A 22,360-nucleotide genomic window follows, 5' to 3' on the forward strand; every position below is an offset into this window, starting at 1 on the left:
TGTCGTGTCAGAACGGAAATCGCAGTGTCCCGCGAGCGCGTCCGCGCCGTCCAAGCGTTTTCCGTGTGGGTGACATCCGCGCACGGTGCCTACGCCCGCCTTCTCAGGCTTCCGGACCGGCGTCGCTGACATCGGTTCCCAGGAGGAGGCCGACCAGACGTTCCGTCTGTGCGCGGGGATCCGCTGCGCCGGCCCAACCGGTCATCAGCAGGTGGTGGGCCGTTCCGACGAGGGCGAGCGCGGCCGAGGGCCGGTCCATGCCGCCGCGGAGGCGCCCAAGACGCTGTTCGGCGTCGAGGTACGAGGTGATCGAGTCCTGGATCGCAGTGAACCCCGGTGCTCCGGCCTCGAGGGCCTGACGAATCCTCAGGGAGGCGCCGGGACGGGTCATGGCCAGACTGGCGACCGCAGAGTCCAGGGAGTTCAGGAGGGCCATCGTGACCGTGATGAGGTTCTCCGCGACGGTGGCCGCGCCCGCCCGCCCCGGCAGCTCTGCGGCCAGTCGGGCCGTGCGCGCGAAACGGTCCAGGACGAGTTCGGCGACGAATTCGTCCAGCCCGTCGAAGTGGCTGTGGAGCATTCCCTTGGCGCAACCCGCCTCCGCAGTGATCGCCCTGCTGGTCAGGGCGGACGGCCCCTCCCGGGCCAGCACCCGCTGGGCAGCGTCGAAGAGCCGCTCGCGAACGTCGGGAATGGATACTCCACGCGGTGACAACGGGGCCTCCTGGTACGGGATCGCGGCGATACCGCCGGACGGACGGTTGCCAGTATGGGCGTACGCCCATACTGTTTGGGCATACGCCCATTCTATGGCCGGGGCGCAACGCATCCATTCGGGGGGACTCCATGCAGGACATCGCCAACACCAGTCAGGCCGAGGCGTGGAACGGATACGAGGGCACCCACTGGGCGAAGCACCAGGAACGATGGGATGCCGTGAACGAAGGCTTCAACGCGCACCTCCTCGCCGCCGCGGCGCTCACACCGGGCGACCGCGTGCTGGACATCGGCTGCGGAGCCGGATCCACCACCCGCCTGGCCGCACGCCACTGCGTCACCGGCTGCGCCCTGGGCCTGGACCTGTCCGCGCCGATGCTGGCCCGCGCCCGGGAGAGCGCACAACGCGAGAGCCTCTCCAACGCCGCCTTCGAACAGGGTGACGCCCAGGTGCATCCCTTCGAACCGGCCACATTCGACGTCGCGATCAGCCGGTTCGGCGTCATGTTCTTCGACGACCCGGCCGTCGCCTTCACCAACATCGGACGCGCCCTGCGTTCCGGGGGCCGCCTCGCGTTCGTCTGCACCGCAGAAGCCGAAAGCAACGAGTGGCTCCAGGCCATCACGGCACTGCGCGGCATCCTGCCCGTCGAAGGCTTCGGCGCGCCGGGAACCCCGGGCATGTTCTCCCTCGCCGACCCGGACCGCACCCGCAAGATCCTGTCCGGCGCCGGATTCGAGAACATCAACGCCACCCGCGTCGAAGCCGATGGCACGTGGGGCACGGACGCCGACGACGCAGCCGGCTTCCTGCTGGGCTCCGGCCCCGGACGCCACCTCACCAGCCAGGTCGCACCGGAAGTCCAACGCCGCGCTCGCCAGACGCTCACCGACCGACTGCGCGCCCATGAAGAAGACGGCGCGCTGCGCATGCGAAGCACAGCCTGGCTGGTCACTGCCCACCGCCCTTAGCCATTGCGGCATGGCCCTCCTCCTTGAGCGTCCTGCCGGACGACTCCCGGCGACGCCCGTTCGCCGTCGTCCGGCAGGCACGCGCCCGCCACGAAACCCACGACGGCATCCGCAAGCTCTATCCGGGTCACGCTTCCCGTCTCTTCGCCGCGGTGGCCGAATCCTGGGTCGTGGGAGGGCGCTCGTGCGGCGATGATGGCCCGATGGACAGACGGGTGGACACGCGGCGGGCGCCGTACGCGGCACTACCGGAGGCCCGTCCGGACGGCGGAGCGCACGGGCAGGCGTACGCCGTATCGGCGGAGTTCTACGATCTGTTGCACGCCCGGGAGTACCACCGGCACGCGCTGGCGCTGGCCGGGCCGGCGGCCGCGGCGCGCGTGGGGATCGTCGAGATCGGGGCGGGAACCGGGCTGGTCACGGACGTGCTGATCGGCGCTTCGTGCGTTCCGGTCCATGCAGTGGAGCCGGCGGCGGCGATGCGGGCCGTCCTGCTGTCCCGGCTGCACCCGCCGGCCGGGGGCTTCGTCGGGGACCGGGTGACCGTGCACGCCTGTTCCGCCGTCGAGCTGTCGCTCAGCGGGCAGGCCGATCTGGCGGTCTGCCTGCGGATGGCCTCCTGTCTGCCTCCCGAGGAGCGGCGCGCGCTGTGGCGGACGCTGGCCGATCTTCTGGTGCCGGGCGGCCTGCTCTTCCTGGACCGCCCGCCGGCCCGGCTCCCGGCCCGGCCGACCAGGCGCTCCCTCGGCGAGGTACAGCTGGGCATGGACACCTACCGGGGGCAGGTCACCGCCCGCGCCGAGGGCGACAGGATCCGCTGCGACTACGCCTACCTGGTGTGCCGTAAGGGCCGGGTCCTGCGCAGGGCACAGGAGTCCTTCCTGCTCTGGCCGCTGACCCGGCAGGCGCTCGGCGCGGAGCTTGCGGACGCGGGCCTCGCCCTCGAGGGCGAGCTGCCGCCGGACCTGCTCCGCGTACGGCGCGGGATCGGAACGGGCCTCCCGCACCCTGCGCCCTGACCGCCGGGTGGTGGCCCTCACCACGGACCGGGCCCAACCTGTAGCGCACGCGCACAGGGCTCGCCACCCGCTGCCCCGGCCCGGCCCAGCCCGCAACACCCCACCGATACAGGCGAAATGCCTCGTACGAAGTCTCAGGCCACCCCCTTTAGGTGTCGGTCGGCGCCTCGGGCTGCGGGGGCGTGGGCGCGGGGCCCGTGCCGGGCGGGTTGGCGGCGAGCTCGGCGAGGATCGCATCGGCGAGTCCCTCGCGTCGGATCCGCTGGTCGACGTACAGCACCCCGCTCGCCAGCTGGGTGAATCCGATCTGGAACATCTGGCCGACGGCGCCGCCGAAGAGCATGGCGAAGAAGCCGATCGCCAAGGCGGTGATCACGCCGGCCGTGGGGCCGCTCCCCTCGGGCTGGTCCGCCACGGCGGGAATCACCGCGAACATGCCGATGAGGTTGAACGGCATCTGGATCAGCCACGAGACCGCCCCCGCGAGCATCGCGGCGAGCATGGTGATGCCGAAAATCCGCCACCACTCGCCCCGGACCAGCCTGGCGGATCGGCGCAGCGCGGTGATCGGGCCGGCGCCTTCCAGGACCACGGCGACCGGGGCCAGGCTGAGCCGGGTGCCGAGCCACACGCTCACGGGGAGGGCGGCCAGCAGGAGCAGCGGCAGGAGGGCGATCAGCGCCGGGGCGGTCTCGCCGGAGGCAGAGGAGAGCATCAGCGGCAGCCACACCGCCATGACGGCGAACACCGGGGAGCCCACGATCAGCATGGTGAGCAGCATCGTGCCGGCCACGGCGGGCGTCCGCCGGATGGCGGCGCGCCACATCGCGCGGAAGGTGGTGGGGCGGCCCATGACCGCCTCCTTGAGGACCGCCGGACAGAGCGTGGTGAGTACCGCCATGCTCAGCACGCCGGTGACGAGAAGCAGCACGAACAGTGTGCAGCCCGCGACGAGCAACGGCACGACGTGCTCGGCCGTCGGTTTCTCACCGTAGGGCGGATTGAAGACCGGCTCGATGTGCCGGTACACCGCGGCTACGGCGATACCCACCGCGAGGGCCATGACCGGCAGCGCGATGGCCTGAACGGCCAGCATGACGCCGGCCAGTTGCTTCCAGTGGCGGCGCATGGTAGAGAATGATCCGCCGAGTATCTCCCCGAGGGCCAACGGCCGCAGCGGGATCACCCCCGGCTGGGGCGCCGGCGGCGCCCAGCCGCCCCACGGCGGGATGCCGCCCCACCCGCCTCCGTGGCCTCCCGGCCCGTGCGCTCCCGTGAGCCCCCACCCTGTGTTCTGCGTCATGCACATGCTCCGTAGGTCGCCCCCTGAATGGAGGCACAACGTATCCCACCTCGTCAGAGGCGTGGCAGCCGCTTCCGTGCCGTACGTGTCCGGCCGCACGCACACGTGAGGGCCGCTGGTGGCCCATGCCCGTCACCCGCGGGCCGATGAAGCAGGCGGCGGAGGCGGTGGCCCGGAGGCGAAGGCCCGTCCCAGGACCGTAGAAGACCGCCGGGCGGCCACCCCCTGCGTCACGACCCCGCGATGTCCGGCCGAGGGCCCTTGCGCGCCTGAACACACACGCGGGTCCGACGTCGTGGACCCACACCCGTAGCGTGCGCCCCTCCGCTGCCCGGCGCGCATTCCGGAGTCCCCTGCGGGCGGGGTACCGGGTTCGGGGTCCCTCGTCCACCGAGAAAGGACACGCCACCGCAGTCGTGGCGGACGCCGCCGCCTCTGCTCGTGTGCGCCGCGCGCAACCGGTCCATCATGGAAGAGGCGGGCCGGAGCGCTGTACGGCAGCTGTACGGCCGCTCCGCGTGCGCGGGACGCGCGTCAGCCGGGAGGTGAACCCATGGACATGGACGAATCGCGCAAGGCTTGGGCCATGATGTTCGGCGTCCTTTTTGTGATCTTCGCCAACCTGGCAGCGATCATCCTGATGAACACCGTCGGGAAGTGAACCGCACCGGTGCGCGGCGTCAGGCGGGCTGCGGGGTGAGGCGCTTGAGCCCCTTGCGGTCGTAGTACGTGGTCATGGCGAAGCCGAAGAGCAGGGCGAGGACCACGCCGATCGCGATCATGATCCAGGAGCGGGTGAGACCCGCATCCCCGCGGGCGTCGAAGTAGAGGATCGCGCGCACCCCGTCGCTGAGCTGCCGCATGGGCTCGAAGTGGGACAGGAAGCGGTAGAAGCCGGGGACGGCCTGGAGCGGCACGGTGGCGCCCGACGAGGGCAGGCCGAGGACGATGAACACGAACATCGACACCAACTGCCCGATCCCGCCGAACGCGGCGTTGATGGCCTGCACGCCCAGGCCGACGGCGAGGGCCGCGCAGTAGGAGTAGACCCACAGCAGGGGCAGGCGGGACGCGTCCATGCCGAGGATGGCGACGCAGGCGACGAGGACCAGCGAGGCGCTCACGAGCGTGATGCCCGCGGTCATCACCATCTTCAGCAGCAGCGTCTGGGTACGGCTGATCGGTACGGTGGGGCGACGCGTGTGCCACGGGCCGATCTCGTTGTCCGCGTAGCCGAGGGCGGTGTCGACGCCGTTGCTGATGACGTTGCCGCCCATGAACCCGGCCAGCACGAGCAGCAGGGTGTAGTAGAAGGCGGTCAGGCCGAGGCCGCTGTGGGTGCCGATCGGGTGCCCGACCTGGGTGCTGACGACAACCGGGTCGGCGAGCAGCAGCTTCACGGTGGGACTCGCCTGCGTGCCGGCCGCTGCCGTGAGCCGTTTCCCGATGGTCTGGGACGCCTGGTGTGCGGCCTTGGTCGTGATCTGACTGGCCAGGGAGGAGCCGAGACTGCCCTTGCCGGGGTTGGTGAGCACGGTGAGCGCCGGCTGTCGGGTGGCCCCCGGCGTGGTGAGGGCCGTGACGGCGTCCGTGAAGCCGGCCGGGACGACCAGGGCGCCGTAGACCTTGCCGGAGTCGAGCTGTTCCTGGGCCTCGGCACGGGTGAGCGTGCGCCACTGGGCCTTGCCGGCCCCGGTGTCGGCTGCGATGGCGGTCGTGATCTGTGCGCCCAGGTTCTCCTTCTGCCCGGCCGGCGGCTTGCCGGTGTCGTCGTTGACGAGGGCGATGGGCAGGTCGTGCAGGTTCCGGTTGGGGTTGACGATGCCACCCATGTACAGCAGCGACAGCAGCAGGGCGAGCAGCCCGGTGAGGACCGTGGGCACCAGCCACAACTGGGGGCGGCGCAGCAGCGTCGCGGCAGTGGCCTGAGGGGCGGCGGGCTCGGCCATGGTTCTCCGTGGGTTACGGGCGGTGCGAAGGCCGCATCGCGGGTGGGGTCGGCCGGACGGGTGAACTCGTGCCGACCGTACGAGAGGTCAGGATGAGGCCCGCACCCGCGTGGGCTGTTGCACGCCTCGCGTTCCTCCCCCCGTTGCAGTACGGGTGTGGCGGCGCGGCGTTCGAAGCCGTTCCGTCTCCATCCGGATCTCGGTGAGTCGCCAGGCGGGAAACGCGGCTGATGCTCCCCCCCTTGTGCGAGCCGGCCCGGCGGGCGGTGCGCGCATCGCGAGCCTGGCCGAGGGGAGTCCGGGCGGTGTGGCGGCTCGCCGCTCCCACGGTTCACGGGGTCCGCGTCCTGCGCGGGACCGCGGTGTTGCGGAGCACCGCCGTCCGGGTGGGCGCTCCGCAACACCCTACGACGTCACCGGTCCTGCGAGAGTTCGTACAGCTCGCGGAACCTGCCCCCGTCCAGGGTCACGAGCTGGTCGAAGGAGCCCTGCTCCACGATGCGGCCGCTGTCCAGGACGACGATGCGGTCGGCGAGGCGGCAGTTCTCCATCCGGTGCGTGACGATCACCGTGATCCGGTCGTCCCTCATGTCCCGCAGGCCCGAGAAGACCATGTGCTCCCCGCGCGGATCCATGGCACTCGTCGGCTCGTCCATGACCAGCAGGCCCGGCTTCCTGTGGAACGCGCGCCCGCAGGCCAGGCGTTGCCACTGCCCGCCGGAGGGTTCGTGGCCGCCCCAGACCGAGCGGGCCAGCAGGGTGTCCAGGCCGTCGGGGAACTCCTCGACGGTCGTGCGCATGCCGACGGCGTCCAGGGCGTCCCAGACGGCTTCCTCTCCGCGCGGGTCGGGCCGGCCGAGGGTGATGTTCTCCCGGGCGGAGAAGGGCCAGTACCCGTACGACTGGGTGACGAGACCGACGTGCCGCCAGGCGGTGCGCTGGTCGGCGTCGGAGGTCGGGATGCCGTCCCACGAGACGGTGCCGGAGGTCGGGGCCGTCAGCGAGGTCAGCAGCCGGATCAGCGTGGACTTCCCGGCGCCGTTCTCCCCGATGACGGCGACGACCTCACCGCGGGCCAGGGTCAGGGAGACGGGCCCGAGGGCGGGGGTGTCCTTGCCGGGGTACGTGTAGGTGGCCTCCTCGAGCCGGATCTTCTCCGGGGCGCTCTCCATCACCTGCGGGCCGCGAGGGCCGGACTTCTCGGCGGCCTCCTTGACGAAGGCGGTGTAGTCGCCCAGGTAGAGGGCGTGCTGGAACATGGCTGCCCCGTAGACGACGAGCTGTGACAGGGCGGCGGTGGAGGTCCGCATGGCGACGATCGCCGTGCCGGCGGCGGCGATGGCCATGTATCCGCCGATGACGAGCCCGGCGAGCGCCCCGTACGTCGCCACGACGAAGACGCCGGATGCGGTGGCGGCGATCAGGTAGACGACGAGGTAGCGGGGCGCCGAGCCGACCATCTTGGAGTCGATGCGCTCGCAGACGGCGGCGTACCAGTGGTGGGCGTACGGCCGCATGCTGTTGCCGCGCAGCTCGTCGGCGAGCTTGGGGGTGGTGAGGTGCCAGCGCATCATGTGCTTGATGTTGCGGGAGGCGACCGTCTGGTTGTGGAGGCGGTAGTCGAGGCGAGCGGCGTACACCGACCCCAGGCCGCGGGGGACCACCGACAGCAGGAGCAGCGGCAGCAGCAGCGGGTGGACCACGGCGAGGACGGACGCCACGGCGATCATGTCGATGAGGCCGCCGGTGAAGCCGAGGGCGTCCTGCAGGAGCATGGCGGAGCGGGCGGATCCGGTCTCGGCGGCCTCGGAGCGCTCGGTGAAGTCGGGGGCGTCGTAGGCGGCGAGCTCGACGTCCATGTGGGCGTCGACCATGGCGAGGTCGGCGAGGGTGGCCATACCGGGGTTGAGGCGGCGGGCCGCGCTGCCGGAGGCGATGGAGGCCAGCGCCCCGAGCGCGGTCATGGCGGCGGCGATGACCAGCGGCCAGGCCGCCGCCGAGATCCGCTCCTGTACGCCGTCGCCGGTCAGGAGCGGGACCATCGCCCGGGAGATCGCCGCGAGCGCTGCCGCCGTGCAGATCCCGCCGAGGATCTGCGCGGCGACCAGTACGCGAAACGCGGTGCGGTTGACGGCGAGGGCCAGCCGCGCGGTCTGCTGGAGGGCGGAAGGAACGCGACGGGCCATCTGCCCGAGCGACAGTGCCTCCATGGTCTCGTTGTGCTGGCCCCAGGTGTACTTGAACTCCGGAGGGGTGGGCGGTACGGCGGATTTCTCATTCTCGGTTTGCTGCTCGGACATGCTGACTCCCCTTCAACTGGATTGCTGAATTGGCCAGTTCGGTTTCCCACGTGCAGGGTGATGAAGCCCGGATCCGCGGGGTGCGCAGGGGCGGATGCGTGGTCGCGGGATCTGGAGGGAGTGAGTACAGCGCAGGCCGACGGCCGGAGCAGCGGGATCTGGCCGACCTCGCGGTGACGGCCCCCTTGGCGTGGCCGCTGATCGTGTTCGGCTGCCGCAGGGTTCCCGGGCGGGTAGGCAGGGGAGGTTGGCCGGAACCGGCCGGTGCGGGGGTCAGGTCATCGGAAATCGCTTGCGGCCCGCGGTGTGGTCCGGGCTGCCTGGTGGGCGCGTGTTCGGGGATCGGCAGGCCATCGCCGTCGGTGCCGTGATGACCGTCGCCGGCGTGTTGATGTACGTCCATGAAGCAGCGGTGATCGCGAGCTGCGTGAACGTGCGCATCAGATGGATCAGGAAGTGCCGCGTAGTCGTCTGACGGGGTACGACGACAGCCTGCGCCACGGGTGGGCCACGGGGCGGCCCGGCACACCCGCGTCGAGCTGGAGGCCTGACGGGCCGAGACGGCCGGCCAGGAGCGCGGTTGGGGAGTCCGCCGGTGTGCTGCAGGAGCTGACGGACGGTGATGTTGCGTCCGTCGATCCCCTCCCCGCGTACGAGGCCCGGCGGACAGGTGTCGACCGGGGCGTCAAGGCCGGTCTTCCCCTCACCGACCAGCTGGAGCACGACCACCGTGGTGAACACCTTGGTGTTGCTGCCGATCCGGACACCCCCTAGCCGCCGGGAGCAAACGTCACCGGCAGGCTCTCGGGACCTCGCAGTCCGCCGGGGCGCCAGCGGATCTCGTCCGGCGGTACGGCGAGGGCAAGCCCGGGGAGCCGGCGCAGGGCGCTGTCGATGGCGATCTGCCCCTCCAGCCGGGCCAGCGGGGCCCCCAGGCAGTAGTGGATGCCGTGCCCGAACGCAAGGTGGGCGTTGTCCTGCCGGGTGATGTCCAGGCGGTCGGGGTCGGGGAACCGCGCCGGGTCGCGGTCGGCGATGGCCGAGCCGATCAGTACCGTAGCGCCGCGCGGGATGGTCACGCCCGCGATCTCGACGTCTTCGCGCGCGAACCGGGCGATGCCGGGGCTGACCGGGCCGTCGTAACGGAGGAACTCCTCGATCGCGCCTGGCAGCAGTCCGGGGTCGGAGCGCAGCAGGTCGAGCTGGCCGGGGTGGGCGAGCAGCATGGCGATGCCGCCGCCGATCAGGTTGACCGTCGTGATGTAGCCGGCGGCCAGCAGCAGAAACACCATGGCGACCAGCTCGTCCTCGGTCAGCTCGTGCTCCTCGTCTCGGGCGGTGATCAGGCCGCTGAGCAGGTCGTCGCCGGGACGGGCCCGCTTGGCGTGGATGAGCCCGGTCACGTAGGCGCGCATGTGCTGCCATGCCTCGTTCACCACGGCGGGATCCGGCGGCTCGGTGCCCCGCCTGATCATGCGGTCGGTCCAGCGCTGGAAGTCGTGACGGTCGTCCACCGGCACCCCGAGCAGTTCGCTGATCACCGTGACAGGGAGCGGCAGCGCGAAGTCCGCGACGAGGTCGGCGCGGCCGGCCGGGGCGACCGCGTCCAGCAGCCGGTCGGTGATGGCCTGGATCCGCGGCCGCATGTCGGCCACTCGGCGGGCGGTGAACGCCTTGGAGACCAGGCGGCGCAGACGGGTGTGGTCGGGCGGATCACTGCGCAGCATGTTGCTCAGCATCGACTCGCGCTCCGTCTCGGGCAGCTGCCGCAGGAGCCGGGTGTCCGAGGCGTCGCGCACGTCACTGCTGAGGCGGGAGTCTGACAGGGCCGCGAGGCCGTCCTCGTAGCGGGTGACGAGCCAGGTTTCCAGACCGCCCGCGACGACGGCGCGGCGCACGGGGCCGTCCTCGCGCAGTTGCCGGTACAGCGGGAACGGGTCCGCGACGAAGGCCGGGTCGGCATAGGGCAGAAGGACCGGCCGCTCACTCATGATGCCTCCTGCTCATGCCTTCCTCGCTGTGAAGAGCGAGGGTATAGGGCTCAATCTCCCGTTACGCCATAACTTGGCTGTTTCTTCCGGTTTACGCATGTCTATTCCGGCCGATCGGACCATTCGCTCTGGCGGGGTCCAGTGCTCCCGCCCCGCCGGACCACGCACCGGGCGGGGGCTCGGGTGCGCGACCAGAAGCCCGCACCGCCTGCCGACGTGCGCCCCCTGGCGGCGCACCTCGTTCAGCGGAGCGATTCCCTCGGGGGCCTTTCGCGCAAGGCCCCGTAGGCGAGGAAGTAGGCCGGCAACCGGTTCAGCCATCGCGAGTCCGTCACGAGCTCGGTCAGCCGCTTGGCCCGCTGGGGATTGCCGAACGCGACGCGGCCGGACAGCAGCGGCTCGATGACCTGGGTGTGGGCAAGGCGTTGGAGGCTCTGGGTCGCCACGGTGGTGGGCAGGCGGCGGTGCTGTACGCGGCGTACGTCCCGGAGCCCCACGGTGCCCTCGCGCAACGGGCCCACGAGGTAGCGGGCCGCGGCCACCGCGTCCTGCACGGCGAGATTGATGCCGATGCCGAAGACCGGTGACATGGCATGGGCGGCGTCGCCGATGCACAGCAGCCCCGGGCGGTGCCAGCGGCGGAGCCGGTCGAGCCGTACGTCGAGCAGTTTGACCTCGTCCCAGGAGGCGAGGGCGTGGGCCCGGTCGACCAGCCAGGGGACGGCCTCCGTGAACTGGGCCATGAAACGCTCCAGGCCCTCGGCGCGGCGCCCGGCATCCGTCCCCTTGGGAATCAGGGTCGCGCACTGCCAGTAGTCGCCGCGGTCGATGAGCGCGGTGAAGAACCTCTCGCCCAGGCCTCCTACGAGCCCGCTGGGGTCCTCCTCGCGGCGCGGCAGCCGGAACCACCAGGCGTCCATGGGGCACGGGAAGCCTTCCAGCCCGAGTTCGGGCAGCGCTCTGGCCAGCGAACCACGGCCGTCGCAGGCCACGGTCAGCGAGGCCCTGAGCTCGCCGGTGCCGCCGTCTGCCGTGCGGTACCGCACGCCCCTGACCCTTCCGCGCTCGATCAGGAAGGACGTCGCCTCGGTGTTCATGCGCAGGCGGAAGGAAGGCTCCCGGCCCGCTTCGTCGGCGAGCAGGTCGAGCAGGTCCCACTGCGGCACCATCGCGATGTAGTTGTACTTTCCGTGCAGCGCCCCGATGTTCCCGACCGTGACAAGGGACCGCTCCGGCCCGATGGGCAGCTGCACCGAGGTCACCCGTCGCTGCGGCAGTCGGGCGAACCGTTCGGCGAGGCCGATGGCGTCCAGCAGCGACAGGGTGGACGGGTGCACGGTGTCGCCGCGGAAGTCGCGCAGGAAGTCGCCGTGCTTCTCCAGCACGGTCACCTCCACCCCGGCCCGGGCCAGCAGCAGGGCCAGCACCATTCCGGCGGGCCCTCCTCCCACCACACAGCAGGCCGTTCGCTCCACGGCAACCACTCCCTTCGCCGGCATCGGGTAAGCCCCAGAGGACGTATACCGCACCCACGGCGGCGGAGACGGCAGCGGCGGCGACGCGCCTTGAGGAGCCGTCACCGCGACCCGTGCGGCCGGACGGACAAGGCGGCGTCGCGCGGAGCAAGCCGGGCCGTCCGCAGGTGTGGCCGCGGCGGCAACTGCCAGACGGCACGGGTGGCGGCCCCGGACCGGCGCCCTTGGCGGGACGAGCCCGAAAGGCAGGGCCGTGGGACCGGGGTCGTCGCCGTCGGCGGGGCCGCGATTGCGGCCAACACCTTTATCGAATACGTCAGTTCGAGCGTCCCCGTCTTTGATCGAACCCGTAGCGTGCGTGGCTGACGCCGCCCGAGCTCCCGAGGCGCCGCCCTGGTTCGGGGGGCCGGCCATTCCACGACAGGAGACCCATGCGTACCGCACTGCTCAAGCACGGGGTGCGAGCGGCGGCCTCAGCCGCCCTCGTCCTCGCCGCGTCCCTCGGTGGTCCGGCCGTCGCCGGCACGCCGGACCATGACGACCCCCAGGAGCAGGCCGGTCTCGGCCTGCGTGCGCCGAGACCGGTCGACGTGCGGATCACGGCGTCCGGTATCGAGGCGCCGGAGTCCGCGCAGGCGGGCCTGGTGTCCTTCCGCGTCGGCACCGACGACCCGAAAGGGCACTTTCTGCAGGCCTTCCGGCCGCACCCCGGCGTGACGGTGGACCAGGTGCTGGCCGATCTCGCCAAGGCCGTCAGCCACCAGCCCGTCCCCACCGCCGCGGGCATTGCCGCGGTACGAGACGAGGCGGAGCTGTTCGGTGGGGCGCAGGTCACCACATCGGTCTCGGAGACGTTCACCGCCCCGATCACCGCGGGTGAGATCGTCCTGCTGGACTTCGGTGCCTTCCTCGCAGATCCGGCGCACCCGGTCACTCGCACGCTGCAGCTGCGCGGCTACAAGAAGTCCGGGAACCTGACGGACTTCGCCGACAGCCTGGTGATCGAACGGGACACCGCGGACGGCCCCCGCTTCGACGTTCACGGCCTGGACCGGGCGCAGGACAGCATCCTGGTGCGCAACGCCTCGAGCGAGCTGCACGAGATGGCCGTGCAGCCCGTCGCGCCCGGCACCACGGACGCCCAGATCCAGGCCGTCTTCGACCGCACCGCTTCCGGTCCGCTGCCCTTCACCGGGCGGCCCGTCGGCCTCGGCATCGTTTCCCCCGGCCGCTCCGCGCTGCTGGAGACCCGGAACCTGCCGCCGGGTACGTACGTGCTGCTCTGCTTCGTCCCGGACGACAAGGCCGGCCTCCCGCATGCGGTCAAGGGCATGCACAAGGTCGTCGTCCTGACCTGACGCCTGACGCCTGACGCCTGACGTCGGGGACCGGCCCCTGGTGCCCGCTCACCCCGTCGGCCGCGCCCCCGCGTCGTCGGCCCGGCCGGGCAGCGGCTCCGGCGCTGGCCGGCCACCCGGGGAGGGCGGCACACGGGCCGGTCGCGTCTCTTCGTCGTAGTCGATGTGGTGCTTGCCGGCGGTGGGTTCGTCGAGAGCGAGGGCGAAGACGGGCCCGTCGGCCACGAGGCGTGCAGCCGGTCCTTGTTCACCGGGCCTTGCCAGGGGGCGGGGGCGGTTCGCACCAGGGGGTGCTCAGGGGCTGAGCTCACCGGGCGGCGACCCTCGCCTGCACGGAGGCGACGTAGCGGACGGTGAACACCATCGGGAGGGCGAACCCGGCGAGCTGGACGAGTGTGGCGGGCGTCGAATGGCCGTTGCCCGCGTGGGCGAGGAGGGCGAGCACGCCGGCCGTCACGGCGAAGGCCGCAGTCCACACGGCGGTGATGACGACGTTGGTCCGCACGAAAGGCTTCAGACCCCAGACCTCGCGGGGCGTGGTGCGCTTGGCGATCCCGAGGGTGAACGGCTTGCCGATGAACAGCGAGACGCCGGCCACGAGCGCCAGCGTGGCCGAAGACAGGGCCGCCGAGTAGTCGTGCAGCGGGGTGTCCGGGTCGGCGAAGGCGAGCGCAGTCAGGGCCGCGAAGAAGACTGCCGACCCCGTCTCGATGATCAGCGCATCGAATCCGGCCCCCGCCCGGCGCTGCTGGACGATCACCGCGATCGCCGCCACCAGGCCGGCCGGCGCGGCCCACTGCCACTGGGCGGACGGAAGCACTGCGAAGACGATCCAGGGAAGGAAGGTGCGTGCGTACGACATCGGGAGATCCCCCTCAACGTTTCTGTTCTGACATGTCAAAAGTAGAATGTCGTGTCTCGACATGTCAAGAGTGGAGGGTAGGGTGCTGGTATGAGTCTTCGACATGCACTCCTCGGCCTGCTGTCCGAGCGCCCGGCAAGCGGTTACGACATGCTCAAGAGCTTCGATACGGCGCTGGCCACCGTCTGGCCCGCGACGCAGAGCCAGATCTACACGGAGCTGTCCCGCCTCGCCGACGCCGGACTGATCAGCGTCGCGGCCGAGGGCCCGCGCGGCCGCAAGGAGTACTCCCTCACCGACGAGGGCCTCACGGAGCTGCGGCACTGGCTGACCGAGACCAAGCCGCAGCGCAACACCCGCAGTGACATCCTGCTGAGGGTGTTCTTCCTCGGCGTACTGACGCCCGAGGAGGCGCGCGGCTATCTCATCGAGCTGAAGGAGCTGTCCGAGCAGGGAACTGCGGAACTGCGCGCCCTCGATGCCTCCGTCGACTGGGGCGACGACACGCTGTCCGTCCACGGCCGTATCGCCCTGGAGTACGGCATCCGCTTCAACGAGATGCGCCGCGAATGGGCCGAGTGGGCGGCGGGCCAGATCCGCTAGCGGAGACGGACCGTCGACGGCACCCGGGAGCGGCGAACGCGTTCATGATCCGCACGCGTGGCCCAACGCCCGTTACCTGGTCGAGAGCCGTACTTCCGGCAGGTAGCCGGTCGGGGATGGGGCCGGCGGCAGGCTCACACCGGGGTGGGGGCCGGGTTCCAGAGCGGCCAGTACCTCGGCGGCCGGGTACCCGAACAGGTCGACGTCGCGGAAGACCACCGACACGGCGGACGGCCCGGTCGGCCTTGACTCGTACCGGCGGAGGTGGACGGCTGCCAGGCCGTGCCTGTCGTGGTCGGTGCGGCCGAGGCGGTCCGTGCAATCGCCGTAGGCGAGCAGGTCCACGCCCTCATAGCGGGCCGTGAAGGCCCAGCCTGATTGGCATACCCAGGTCTCGCGCACATCCGCCAGTGTCGCGACGGCCCACTGGGACTCCCGCTCGGACATGCCGAACCGCAGGACGCCGGCGCGTCGCGGCAGGGCGAGCCCCGTCCCCGGCAGCAGGTCGAACATCTGTCGATGATGGCCGGGCGCGTCCGCCGGAGCAACGGGATATCAGACCGGCAGCCCCGAGCGGGCCCTGCTCTCCGCCTTGTGGGGCGGCCGCCCGCGCATCGATCATTCAGCCCAGTCTGCTGGGGCTGCCCCGGTCAGGTCCGGGCGATCAGCGCGTACCTCTCGTCGGTGACGGGGCCGCCCCACAGCTCGGGGTCGCCGCTGAGGGGTTCGATGTGGAGGCCGGATACGAGGGGACGGACGGCCGCGGCCAGATCCTCGGCGGTGATACCGCCGTGCCAGGGCAGGGAATCGGCTCCGGTGACATACGGCACGCCGTTCTGGCCCGCTTCGCGCCACCGCCCCTCGACCAGCACCAGCCGGCCTCCTGGGCGCAGGCGTGCGATCCATGCGCGGAGCGCGGCCTCGGGGTCGGGCAGGGTCCACAGCAAGTGCCGGGAGAGAAGGACGTCGTACCGTTCCTGCCCGGTCGGTGGAACGGCGGCGTCGCCGACGAGAAATCGGCCCGCAAAGCCCGCAGCCGTGAGCTTGGCCTTGGCCTGCTCCACCATCCGGGGCGCCAGATCCACACCTGTGACCCGGTGCCCGGACGCTGCCAGCAGCAGGGACAACGAACCGGTACCGCAGCCGACATCGAGAACATCGGCCGGCCCGGCCGGCATCCAGGACTCCAGGAGCCGGGCCCACGCGGCACGGGTGTGCTCCTGACGCAGGCCGTGATCCGGCTCGTCGTCGAACGCGGCCGCTGCGGCGTCCCAGTACTCGGCAATGGCACGGGCGGCATCAGACATGGCACTGATCATGCCAGCCGCCACTGACAAAGCACCGCGGCCGATGCGCGGGGCCCGGCGGGGGGAGACACCCGTCCCTGGACCGGCAAAGGCCGACGGGGACGCACGGTCCGGGCTCTCCGCCGCGCACGGCTCCGGCCACACGTACTCACCCGGCCGCCGTCGGCGGGATCGCCCCTTCTGGGACTTCGAGCCCGACTCGGTCTGACCGCCGTGTTCCTCAGCTGGCGGAGCCTGCCGCCGAACCCGTCGCGAGATCCGCGCCCCAGCGCGCTATCGCGGCCGGCAGGTCGAGCGCACCCGGGCGCTGGTCGGAGCCCTCGGCGGGCCAGTCCTCGCGGGGGACGCGCCACATCACCTCGAACTCGTTGCCGTCCGGGTCCTTGGCATAGAAGGACTTGGAGACCAGGTGGTCGCTCGCGCCGACCAGCGCACCGCGCTCGGTGAGCTTGCGGCCCAGCTCCGCCAGCTCGCCGAGCGTGCCGACCTCCCAGGCCAGGTGGTAGAGGCCTACTCGGCCCTGCTCGGGACCGGGCGCGTCGGCGCCGATCGCGAACAGTCCGAGGTCGTGGTCGTTGAGGCTGCCGGGGGCGCTCAGGAAGGCGGCGCGACCGGAGGCCAGGTGGTCGACCTGGAATCCGAAGACGTCGGTGTAGAACGCGACGGAGCGCTCGACGTCGCGGATCCAGAGCACGGCGTGGTTCAGGCGGCGGACGGACATGCGGCAGCGCTCCCGGTGGCTCGAAGGGTCTGGCCCGATGTGGGTGGGCTACAGCATAACGTTCAAATTCGAACTACTGGTCCCGGTCCTGCGTGCGAGGGCCGGCGGCCGCGCAGCCGGTGCGTTCGGGAGATCGCGTACCACTGGCCGGTCCAGCCGATCTCCTCACCCGTCCGCCGCCACACGTCCGGGCAGCGCGAGCAGATCGGCCGTGGCCTCCTGTGGCCTGTGGCCAGTGGTCAGGTCAGCGGTTGTCGTGGAGTTCCCCGTGCATCTGGGGCTGGTCGTCCTGGTCGTGGGTGAGGGCGAACTTCTGGACCTCGTTGAACGCCTTGGAGGCGATTCCGACGATGTCCTTGTACGGATTGACGCCGACGGTCTTCTCGGCGGCGCCGCCGAGCAGGCCGCCGCCGACGCCGCTGACCAGGCCGTGGCCGGCGGACAGGGGACCGGCCACCGCACCCAGGACGCTCTTGGGCAGGCCGGCCATGTCGGCGTACTTGTCGCTGAGGGCGTGGCGGACCATCGCGATGAACGCGTCGTGGGCGCCCGGCGGGTAGAACTTCTTGTAGAAGTCGACGGCCTGCTTGGTCATGAAGACGCCGTCGTCGGTCTTCTTCCATTCGTTGTCGCGTACCTGGTTCCACATCTGCTCGACCGCATCGGGGTCCTTGGGCAGGAGCCACTTGTCGGCCGTGCCGAGGTAGTGGTTGACGTAGTGCCAGGCGCACATGAAGCCGCGCGCGTCGTCCTTGGAGACGTCGAAGCCCAGGCGGTCCATGGCCTGGAGGATCTGGGTGGAGAAGACGCAGGCGGCGCCGGTGGTGTACTTCTGGGAGACCGGTTCGCCCCACTTGGCGTAGTCCCACTCCCCGCTCTTCTTGTGGAGCTGGCGCACGGAGGCGTGGACGAGCCGGACCTTGGTGACGTTCGCGGCGAGGGTGCCGTCCCGCATCGCGTTCTTGTTGCCCATGTCGATGAACAGCCGGGAGGACTGCGACAGGCGCCGGCCCGGGCCTTCGACACCCCCGAGGCGGCCGGTGGAGCGGAGCGTGAACGCCCCCGTCGGGGAGAGATAGGTGCCGATCAGGCCGACGGTGCCCTGGAGCATGGACACTTCGCCGTGGTGGTGGGCGAAGAAGCTCTCCGCAGCCCTGACGTCCGCCTCCGACCAGTCCGGCGGCGCCGCGGCCTCCTTGAGGAACTCCGCCAGCAGCGGCGGCAGCTCGGACAGGTCCTGGCCGGGCTTGAGCGCGCCGATCGTACGGAAAAGAGCGTTGACGCCGTCGATTTCCTTGTTGTCGATCATGTCGGAGACGAGTTGGTCGGCCTTCGGGTCACCGACCTTGCTGGCGGCTTCCAGCTCTGCGGCGATCGTGGCTGTCGAAAGTCCCACGGTTGAAGTCCCATCACAGGTTCGATAGCGGTTCGCCGCCACAGCGCACCGAGTCGGCCGGCACGATGGCGGCGGCCCGGCCACCTGCGACCGGGCAGTCAGGATCGTTGCGGCCTGCCAGGGTGCGCCGGAACCCGTGAGCCGTGGGGATCGTTTCTCTCTCACCCGAACGGCCTGCATCGACCAAATGGCTCTGACCTGTGGAAATGATGCGCCGGGTGAGGGCTGGACTGGCCAGATGATCACGGATGGCGCAGAGACGCTCGACCTCCGAGGGGACTGATGGCCCGTCCGAAGTTTCCGGTCTTCTGCCGAGTCTTCGGCCGCATGGCGTCATCCGGTGGAGCGGCGCGGACCTCGCCGAACAGCGTGATTTCCCGGATACCCAGGGGCCGATGAGAGCGAGGACGCCGGACTCGCCGTGGTGACGCAATGCCGTCGGCAGGCCGACCGCGTGGTCGTCGTATCGCCGGAGCCCCAGCGACCCGGGCCTGACGGCTGCCGTCGACCGGCCGATGCCTGTAAGGAGCATCGCATGCCGCATTCGTACCTACAGGTGGTCGGGGTGCGGGCCCTCCCGGCGGCCGCTGAACGTCGGCCTCGACCCCGGGAAGAGCGCGGAGGCAGTGCGCCTTGTGGCAACGGAGGACGTGCTGTTGGTCGCCGCGGAGGCGAGGATCCTGATCCACGACCTTGACGACCTGGACGTGGTTCGGTGGGTCGGGGGCTGCTTTCACCTGGACTCCGCACGGGCGAGCTCGGCGCGCTGTCGATCGCGCGAGGCGCGATGGGGCACCGCCGATGCTCCGCGCCTCCACGCGTGACGGCGACGCTGCGTTGACAGACCACCGGTCACGTGCGAAAAAGACCGTAGGCCGTGTTCGGCCGCGTGTCTTCTCGTTCGACGCGACATTCACCTCGAGACCCGGCCGCCACCACGCGCCTCCGTCAGATCGAGGCCGCGTGACATTCATTTTGGCCACACGTGAGACTGTCGAGCAGCGGACACACCACCGCATATGTGAACGGACGGCTCTCCTTGACCCTGATTCCCGGATCCCGTGTCCCGGGGCGGACCTGGACGGTCCGCCTGACCGGCCACGGCGACCACACCGTCTCCGTCACCTGTAGCACCGAGGCGTGCCGCATGCCGCCCCGGTCCAAGGACACCGCGGCCATGCGGCGGTTCGCCGCCGAGCATGCCCGCGCGCACGCCCGGCTCGCCACCGTCCGCCCCAACGCGGCGTGTGCCTGCCGGGCCGCCGAATGCGGATTCCACGAGGACGCCAGAGCCTCCTGCATCGGTGCCCCGCTGCTCGTCCTCATCCACAATCCCGCTGTGGGACAAGTCTGGACCCTCGCCGAGATCTGCCAGGCCTGCGCGCCGCTCATCGCCCACACTGCCGTCCTCGGCCGTGCCGAGCAGTCGACGGCTCCCCGCGCCTCCGCGGCATCGGCCCCTGCCTCGCCGGCCCCCGCCTCACCCGTCCCGGTGCGTGTGGCTGTGGCCGGCGGCTTTTCGTCCCCCGAGGCATCTCCCGAAGCCGTGGCTCGCCGACGCCCGCACCGCGGCGGCCCCCGGCGTAACCGGTAGAGGCCGCCACGCGACCAGCCTTCCCAGGCCGGCGGGGGCAGCACGCTGAACCCGATCGCGGTGCTGCCCGAGTGTGCGGTCACGTACGCGACGCTGCGCAACCGGGTCGGGCAGGGACGGGGCGTGGAGCAGGAGGCGCACGGCTGGGCGGCCATGCCGCGCCAGTGGCGGGCACCGAGCATGCGCGCCCGCGACGGCCGGCCGGCGGGTTCACTCCTTCAACGACGCCGTTGGCGGCCTGCCCGACAAGGTCGGCGGCCTCCTTTGTTCGTCACGCTGACCGGCTGACCGGCTGACCGGAGGCGTGGAGGTATGCGGGGCCGCCGCGGCGGCGGCGAAAAGCTCGTTGGAGCGCTCCAAGGCCAGGACGCGCACGAGCTGCTGAATGTGCATGCCGGTGAAGGAACGAGACCCCTTCCGCGAATTCCCGGCGATCCACGGCAGTTGGGAGCCCCCGGATCATGGAGGGCACCGCCACCGCCCCCGCTGCTGATCATTCCGGGTCTCGCGATGGCGCTGTCGTGGACGCCCGACACCGACGACCGTACGGACCGCGCGGGGTGAGGGCGATCAGCCCACGATGCTCGGTCCGGCAGCCGGAGTGGCTCGTTCCGCCGGACAGGGTTTCGCCCTCACGGGAGTGCTGGTGCCCTGTGCGGCCGGGCTGCTGTGTCACTCGTCCTGCCCGGCGGGGCCCTGGTCCCGTTGTTGCAGGCCGCCCCGTCCGCTGCCCTCCTCGCCTCGCTGGCCTTGACGTACCTCAACACCGGCAGTGGGGTGGGCCAGTTCCTGGCCGCACCCCACTGCCCTGCTGCCGATCGCGGCGGTGGCCGCTGCCTCGGTGCGCGCCCTGCCGTTCCTGTCCGGCCGGATAGCCGGACACCTGCTCGGCCCGGACGCCCGGGCCCGTACCGGCGTGACCCTGGCCTGCGGAATGGACAACGGCAGCGCAGGCGCCGTACTCGTCACGACGGTCCTGCCCGACCGGCCACACGTACTCCTGCCCGTCCTCGCGTACAGCCTGCTCCAGAAGCCGGCGGCCCAGCACGCCGTAGGCCCGCCCCGGGCAGCAGGGGGCTCGACCCCATCGTCTACAGTCGCGTAGACATTGGTTCGGGTGGCCGGCCCGCTCCGGGACACCCGGTTGCCGACCCCTGCCCGCACACCAGCATCAACGGCACGGTGCGTCAGTTGGCGCCGGGAGGGTGGACGTCGATGACCGAGGCGCAGAGCAGGGCAACCGTGGAGATGCCAGACCGGAGGGTGTCACACCGCGCCCGGCCGGGGGCGGGGCATTCGAAGGTTCCCGAGGTCACTGCATGGTTCTGGACCGTGAAGGTCCTCACCACCGGCATGGGGGAGACCGCGTCCGACTTCCTGGCGCGCACGCTGGGCCCGGTTCCGGCCGGCTGCCTCGGGCTCGGAGGCTTGACGGTCCTCCTACTCCTCCAGTTCCGGTCCACGCGCTACCGGCCCTGGACGTACTGGTCGGCGATCGTCATGGTCAGCGTGTTCGGCACGATGGCCGCAGACGTGGTCCACGTCATCGCCGGCGTCCCCTACACGGTGTCGGCCGTGGCCTTCAGCCTTGCCCTGGCCGCCGTCCTGACCCTCTGGTACGCGTCCGAGCGGACGCTGTCCATCCACAGCATCCGTACCACCCGCCGGGAGTTCTTCTACTGGGCGACGGTCCTCGCCACCTTCGCCCTGGGCACCGCGGCCGGCGACCTCACGGCGGGGACGTTCCATCTCGGATACCTGCCCTCGGGCCTCCTCTTCGCGGCCGTGATCGCGCTGCCGGTCCTGTGCCGCCGCTTCCTCGGCCTGAACGCCGTGGCCGCCTTCTGGGCCGCGTACGTCCTCACCCGCCCGCTCGGTGCCTCGTTCGCGGACTGGATGGGCGTCCCCACAGGGCGCGGCGGCCTGGGGTGGGGGACCGGCCCGGTCAGCCTCGCACTGCTGGTCCCGATCGCCGCACTCGTCGGCTACCTGCACGTGAGCCGCGCCGACACCCCTGCGGAAGACCGCCCCGCAGGACAGACCGGCTGAGCCCTACGGGCCGGTCCGGGGGAATCGGCAGGGTGACCGTGGCCGGTGCGAGGGAGCGCAGGCCCAGCCGCCCGCCCGCCGCCTCCACCGGCTCCCTGGCCACCGCACCCGGCCGAGGGTGTAGGAGGATGACACGCGGACGCGGTTCCATCTCGTGACCTTCGGTCTGTTCACGCCGTCGCCGCCGTGACGAGGGCGGTGGCGATGGCGGCGCAGCCCCAGCTGACGGTCACTCCGGCGCCACCGTGTCCGTAGTTGTGGACGAGCAGGGTGCCGGGCAGGCTGCGAGTGCCGGCCTCGAGCCGGATGCCGCCCTCGCTTACGGGGCGCAGTCCGACGGGGTGGCCGATGGTCTCCGCATCGCGCAGTTCGGGGACGTGCACCGTGCAGCGGGCGATGATCGCCCGGGCCACCGCCGGGTCGGCGGTGGTGTCCCAGCTGCCCTCGTCGAAGGTGCCACCCAGGACCACGTCGGTGTCGCGGGGATGGATGTGGGTGTATCCGAACGGCTGGCACCACCACGTCACCCTCGTCTCCGTCGCCCACGCCTTCTGCACCCTGCAACGACTGGCCAGAGCCCTCAAAGACACGGCGCCGGCCTGAGCCTCTACCAAGTCGTCCGCGAGCTACAGACCCTCCTCGCGACACGGACCGGCGTCTGCCCCACCTGCCACCGCGGGACACCCATACCAGCCCCAACCTGACCAAGCCCTACTAGGACTTGGATGAGTCGGGGGGAGGGGA

21 protein-coding genes and 1 pseudogene are annotated in these 22,360 nt (G+C 71.1%); 7 read left to right on the forward strand and 15 right to left on the reverse strand.

Translation table 11 applies throughout. The features are described 5' to 3' along the window. Window positions 1–103 precede the first annotated feature (103 nt). Window positions 104–715 carry a TetR family transcriptional regulator gene (locus AB0I68_RS33440; protein ID WP_363181139.1) on the reverse strand — a complete coding sequence of 204 codons (612 nt, stop codon included), beginning with the start codon at window positions 713–715 and terminating at the stop codon, window positions 104–106. Window positions 716–846: 131 nt separating this feature from the next. On the opposite strand from AB0I68_RS33440, the gene AB0I68_RS33445 reads away from it, so the two are divergent. After that, entirely contained in the window at window positions 847–1,689 is an 843-nt protein-coding gene (locus AB0I68_RS33445; protein WP_363181140.1) for a methyltransferase domain-containing protein, read from the forward strand. Between the two features lie 203 nt (window positions 1,690–1,892). Continuing rightward, window positions 1,893–2,708, forward strand: a complete 816-nt coding sequence (locus AB0I68_RS33450) for a class I SAM-dependent methyltransferase (RefSeq protein WP_363181141.1) — start codon at window positions 1,893–1,895, stop codon at window positions 2,706–2,708. Window positions 2,709–2,856: 148 nt separating this feature from the next. On the opposite strand, the gene AB0I68_RS33455 is transcribed toward AB0I68_RS33450, so the two are convergent. The 7 genes and pseudogenes from AB0I68_RS33455 to AB0I68_RS33485 all read right to left on the reverse strand — a co-directional run bounded on the left by AB0I68_RS33455 (window position 2,857) and on the right by AB0I68_RS33485 (window position 11,750). Continuing rightward, window positions 2,857–3,837, reverse strand: coding sequence for a hypothetical protein (locus AB0I68_RS33455; RefSeq protein ID WP_363181142.1), 981 nt, complete (start codon window positions 3,835–3,837; stop codon window positions 2,857–2,859). 854 nt (window positions 3,838–4,691) lie between these two features. After that, entirely contained in the window at window positions 4,692–5,960 is a 1,269-nt protein-coding gene (locus tag AB0I68_RS33460; protein WP_363181143.1) for a DUF3533 domain-containing protein, read from the reverse strand. Between the two features lie 413 nt (window positions 5,961–6,373). Further along, on the reverse strand, window positions 6,374–8,260 hold the full coding sequence (locus AB0I68_RS33465) for an ATP-binding cassette domain-containing protein (RefSeq protein ID WP_363181144.1): 1,887 nt from the start codon (window positions 8,258–8,260) through the stop codon (window positions 6,374–6,376). A gap of 273 nt (window positions 8,261–8,533) precedes the next feature. Next, a complete protein-coding gene (locus AB0I68_RS33470; RefSeq protein ID WP_363181174.1) occupies window positions 8,534–8,701 on the reverse strand; it encodes a hypothetical protein in 168 nt (55 codons plus the stop codon). A 141-nt stretch (window positions 8,702–8,842) separates the two neighbouring features. Then, window positions 8,843–9,031: pseudogene (locus AB0I68_RS33475) on the reverse strand (serine hydrolase domain-containing protein); the annotation flags it as partial. Next, complete coding sequence (locus AB0I68_RS33480; protein WP_363181146.1) at window positions 9,031–10,251, reverse strand: cytochrome P450; 1,221 nt, start codon at window positions 10,249–10,251, stop codon at window positions 9,031–9,033. The gene AB0I68_RS33480 and the pseudogene AB0I68_RS33475, both read right to left, overlap by 1 nt. A 242-nt stretch (window positions 10,252–10,493) precedes the next feature. Next, complete coding sequence (locus tag AB0I68_RS33485; RefSeq protein ID WP_363181147.1) at window positions 10,494–11,750, reverse strand: FAD-dependent oxidoreductase; 1,257 nt, start codon at window positions 11,748–11,750, stop codon at window positions 10,494–10,496. A 407-nt stretch (window positions 11,751–12,157) separates the two neighbouring features. Between AB0I68_RS33485 and AB0I68_RS33490 the strand changes: the two genes are divergently transcribed. Beyond that, window positions 12,158–13,084, forward strand: coding sequence for a hypothetical protein (locus AB0I68_RS33490; protein ID WP_363181148.1), 927 nt, complete (start codon window positions 12,158–12,160; stop codon window positions 13,082–13,084). A gap of 48 nt (window positions 13,085–13,132) precedes the next feature. Here the strand turns inward: AB0I68_RS33490 and AB0I68_RS33495 are convergent, their stop codons facing one another. Together AB0I68_RS33495 and AB0I68_RS33500 are read right to left on the reverse strand one after the other, a co-directional pair. After that, a complete protein-coding gene (locus tag AB0I68_RS33495) occupies window positions 13,133–13,309 on the reverse strand; it encodes a hypothetical protein (RefSeq protein ID WP_363181149.1) in 177 nt (58 codons plus the stop codon). An 82-nt stretch (window positions 13,310–13,391) separates the two neighbouring features. Next, window positions 13,392–13,946, reverse strand: a complete 555-nt coding sequence (locus AB0I68_RS33500; protein ID WP_363181150.1) for a hypothetical protein — start codon at window positions 13,944–13,946, stop codon at window positions 13,392–13,394. 90 nt (window positions 13,947–14,036) lie between these two features. On the opposite strand from AB0I68_RS33500, the gene AB0I68_RS33505 reads away from it, so the two are divergent. Continuing rightward, window positions 14,037–14,549: a PadR family transcriptional regulator gene (locus AB0I68_RS33505; protein ID WP_363181151.1), complete on the forward strand. Its 513-nt coding sequence runs from the start codon at window positions 14,037–14,039 to the stop codon at window positions 14,547–14,549. Window positions 14,550–14,621: 72 nt separating this feature from the next. Here AB0I68_RS33505 and AB0I68_RS33510 read toward each other — a convergent pair whose 3' ends face one another. From AB0I68_RS33510 to AB0I68_RS33525, 4 genes are all read right to left on the reverse strand, one after another. Further along, on the reverse strand, window positions 14,622–15,062 hold the full coding sequence (locus AB0I68_RS33510) for a hypothetical protein (protein ID WP_363181152.1): 441 nt from the start codon (window positions 15,060–15,062) through the stop codon (window positions 14,622–14,624). 137 nt (window positions 15,063–15,199) lie between these two features. After that, window positions 15,200–15,856: a class I SAM-dependent methyltransferase gene (locus AB0I68_RS33515; RefSeq protein ID WP_363181153.1), complete on the reverse strand. Its 657-nt coding sequence runs from the start codon at window positions 15,854–15,856 to the stop codon at window positions 15,200–15,202. A gap of 220 nt (window positions 15,857–16,076) precedes the next feature. Continuing rightward, window positions 16,077–16,577: a VOC family protein gene (locus AB0I68_RS33520; protein WP_363181154.1), complete on the reverse strand. Its 501-nt coding sequence runs from the start codon at window positions 16,575–16,577 to the stop codon at window positions 16,077–16,079. Between the two features lie 244 nt (window positions 16,578–16,821). Next, entirely contained in the window at window positions 16,822–17,973 is a 1,152-nt protein-coding gene (locus AB0I68_RS33525) for an oxygenase MpaB family protein (protein WP_363181155.1), read from the reverse strand. Between the two features lie 1,039 nt (window positions 17,974–19,012). Between AB0I68_RS33525 and AB0I68_RS33530 the strand changes: the two genes are divergently transcribed. The 3 genes from AB0I68_RS33530 to AB0I68_RS33540 all read left to right on the forward strand — a co-directional run bounded on the left by AB0I68_RS33530 (window position 19,013) and on the right by AB0I68_RS33540 (window position 21,616). Then, window positions 19,013–19,567 (forward strand): hypothetical protein, encoded by a 555-nt coding sequence (locus AB0I68_RS33530; protein WP_363181156.1) that lies wholly within the window; start codon window positions 19,013–19,015, stop codon window positions 19,565–19,567. A 772-nt stretch (window positions 19,568–20,339) separates the two neighbouring features. After that, complete coding sequence (locus tag AB0I68_RS33535; RefSeq protein WP_363181157.1) at window positions 20,340–20,672, forward strand: hypothetical protein; 333 nt, start codon at window positions 20,340–20,342, stop codon at window positions 20,670–20,672. Window positions 20,673–20,815: 143 nt separating this feature from the next. Continuing rightward, entirely contained in the window at window positions 20,816–21,616 is an 801-nt protein-coding gene (locus AB0I68_RS33540) for a hypothetical protein (RefSeq protein ID WP_363181173.1), read from the forward strand. 170 nt (window positions 21,617–21,786) lie between these two features. Here the strand turns inward: AB0I68_RS33540 and AB0I68_RS33545 are convergent, their stop codons facing one another. Next, the gene (locus tag AB0I68_RS33545) at window positions 21,787–22,143 is read right to left on the reverse strand and encodes an FAD-dependent oxidoreductase (protein ID WP_363181158.1); all 357 of its coding nucleotides are present in this window, start codon (window positions 22,141–22,143) and stop codon (window positions 21,787–21,789) included. Window positions 22,144–22,360 lie beyond the last annotated feature (217 nt).

The organism is Streptomyces sp. NPDC050448 (genome assembly GCF_040655295.1).
GTDB lineage: Bacteria > Actinomycetota > Actinomycetes > Streptomycetales > Streptomycetaceae > Streptomyces.

Coding starts and splice junctions, on each gene's coding strand:
- AB0I68_RS33450 (WP_363181141.1), top strand. CDS start 1,893: ATGGACAGACGGGTGGACACGCGGCGGGCGCCGTACGCGGCACTACCG.
- AB0I68_RS33515 (WP_363181153.1), bottom strand. CDS start 15,856: ATGTCTGATGCCGCCCGTGCCATTGCCGAGTACTGGGACGCCGCAGCG.
- AB0I68_RS33510 (WP_363181152.1), bottom strand. CDS start 15,062: ATGTTCGACCTGCTGCCGGGGACGGGGCTCGCCCTGCCGCGACGCGCC.
- AB0I68_RS33500 (WP_363181150.1), bottom strand. CDS start 13,946: ATGTCGTACGCACGCACCTTCCTTCCCTGGATCGTCTTCGCAGTGCTT.
- AB0I68_RS33470 (WP_363181174.1), bottom strand. CDS start 8,701: ATGCGCACGTTCACGCAGCTCGCGATCACCGCTGCTTCATGGACGTAC.
- AB0I68_RS33465 (WP_363181144.1), bottom strand. CDS start 8,260: ATGTCCGAGCAGCAAACCGAGAATGAGAAATCCGCCGTACCGCCCACC.
- AB0I68_RS33520 (WP_363181154.1), bottom strand. CDS start 16,577: ATGTCCGTCCGCCGCCTGAACCACGCCGTGCTCTGGATCCGCGACGTC.
- AB0I68_RS33455 (WP_363181142.1), bottom strand. CDS start 3,837: ATGCGCCGCCACTGGAAGCAACTGGCCGGCGTCATGCTGGCCGTTCAG.
- AB0I68_RS33480 (WP_363181146.1), bottom strand. CDS start 10,251: ATGAGTGAGCGGCCGGTCCTTCTGCCCTATGCCGACCCGGCCTTCGTC.
- AB0I68_RS33445 (WP_363181140.1), top strand. CDS start 847: ATGCAGGACATCGCCAACACCAGTCAGGCCGAGGCGTGGAACGGATAC.
- AB0I68_RS33485 (WP_363181147.1), bottom strand. CDS start 11,750: ATGCCGGCGAAGGGAGTGGTTGCCGTGGAGCGAACGGCCTGCTGTGTG.
- AB0I68_RS33505 (WP_363181151.1), top strand. CDS start 14,037: ATGAGTCTTCGACATGCACTCCTCGGCCTGCTGTCCGAGCGCCCGGCA.
- AB0I68_RS33490 (WP_363181148.1), top strand. CDS start 12,158: ATGCGTACCGCACTGCTCAAGCACGGGGTGCGAGCGGCGGCCTCAGCC.
- AB0I68_RS33540 (WP_363181173.1), top strand. CDS start 20,816: ATGCCAGACCGGAGGGTGTCACACCGCGCCCGGCCGGGGGCGGGGCAT.
- AB0I68_RS33460 (WP_363181143.1), bottom strand. CDS start 5,960: ATGGCCGAGCCCGCCGCCCCTCAGGCCACTGCCGCGACGCTGCTGCGC.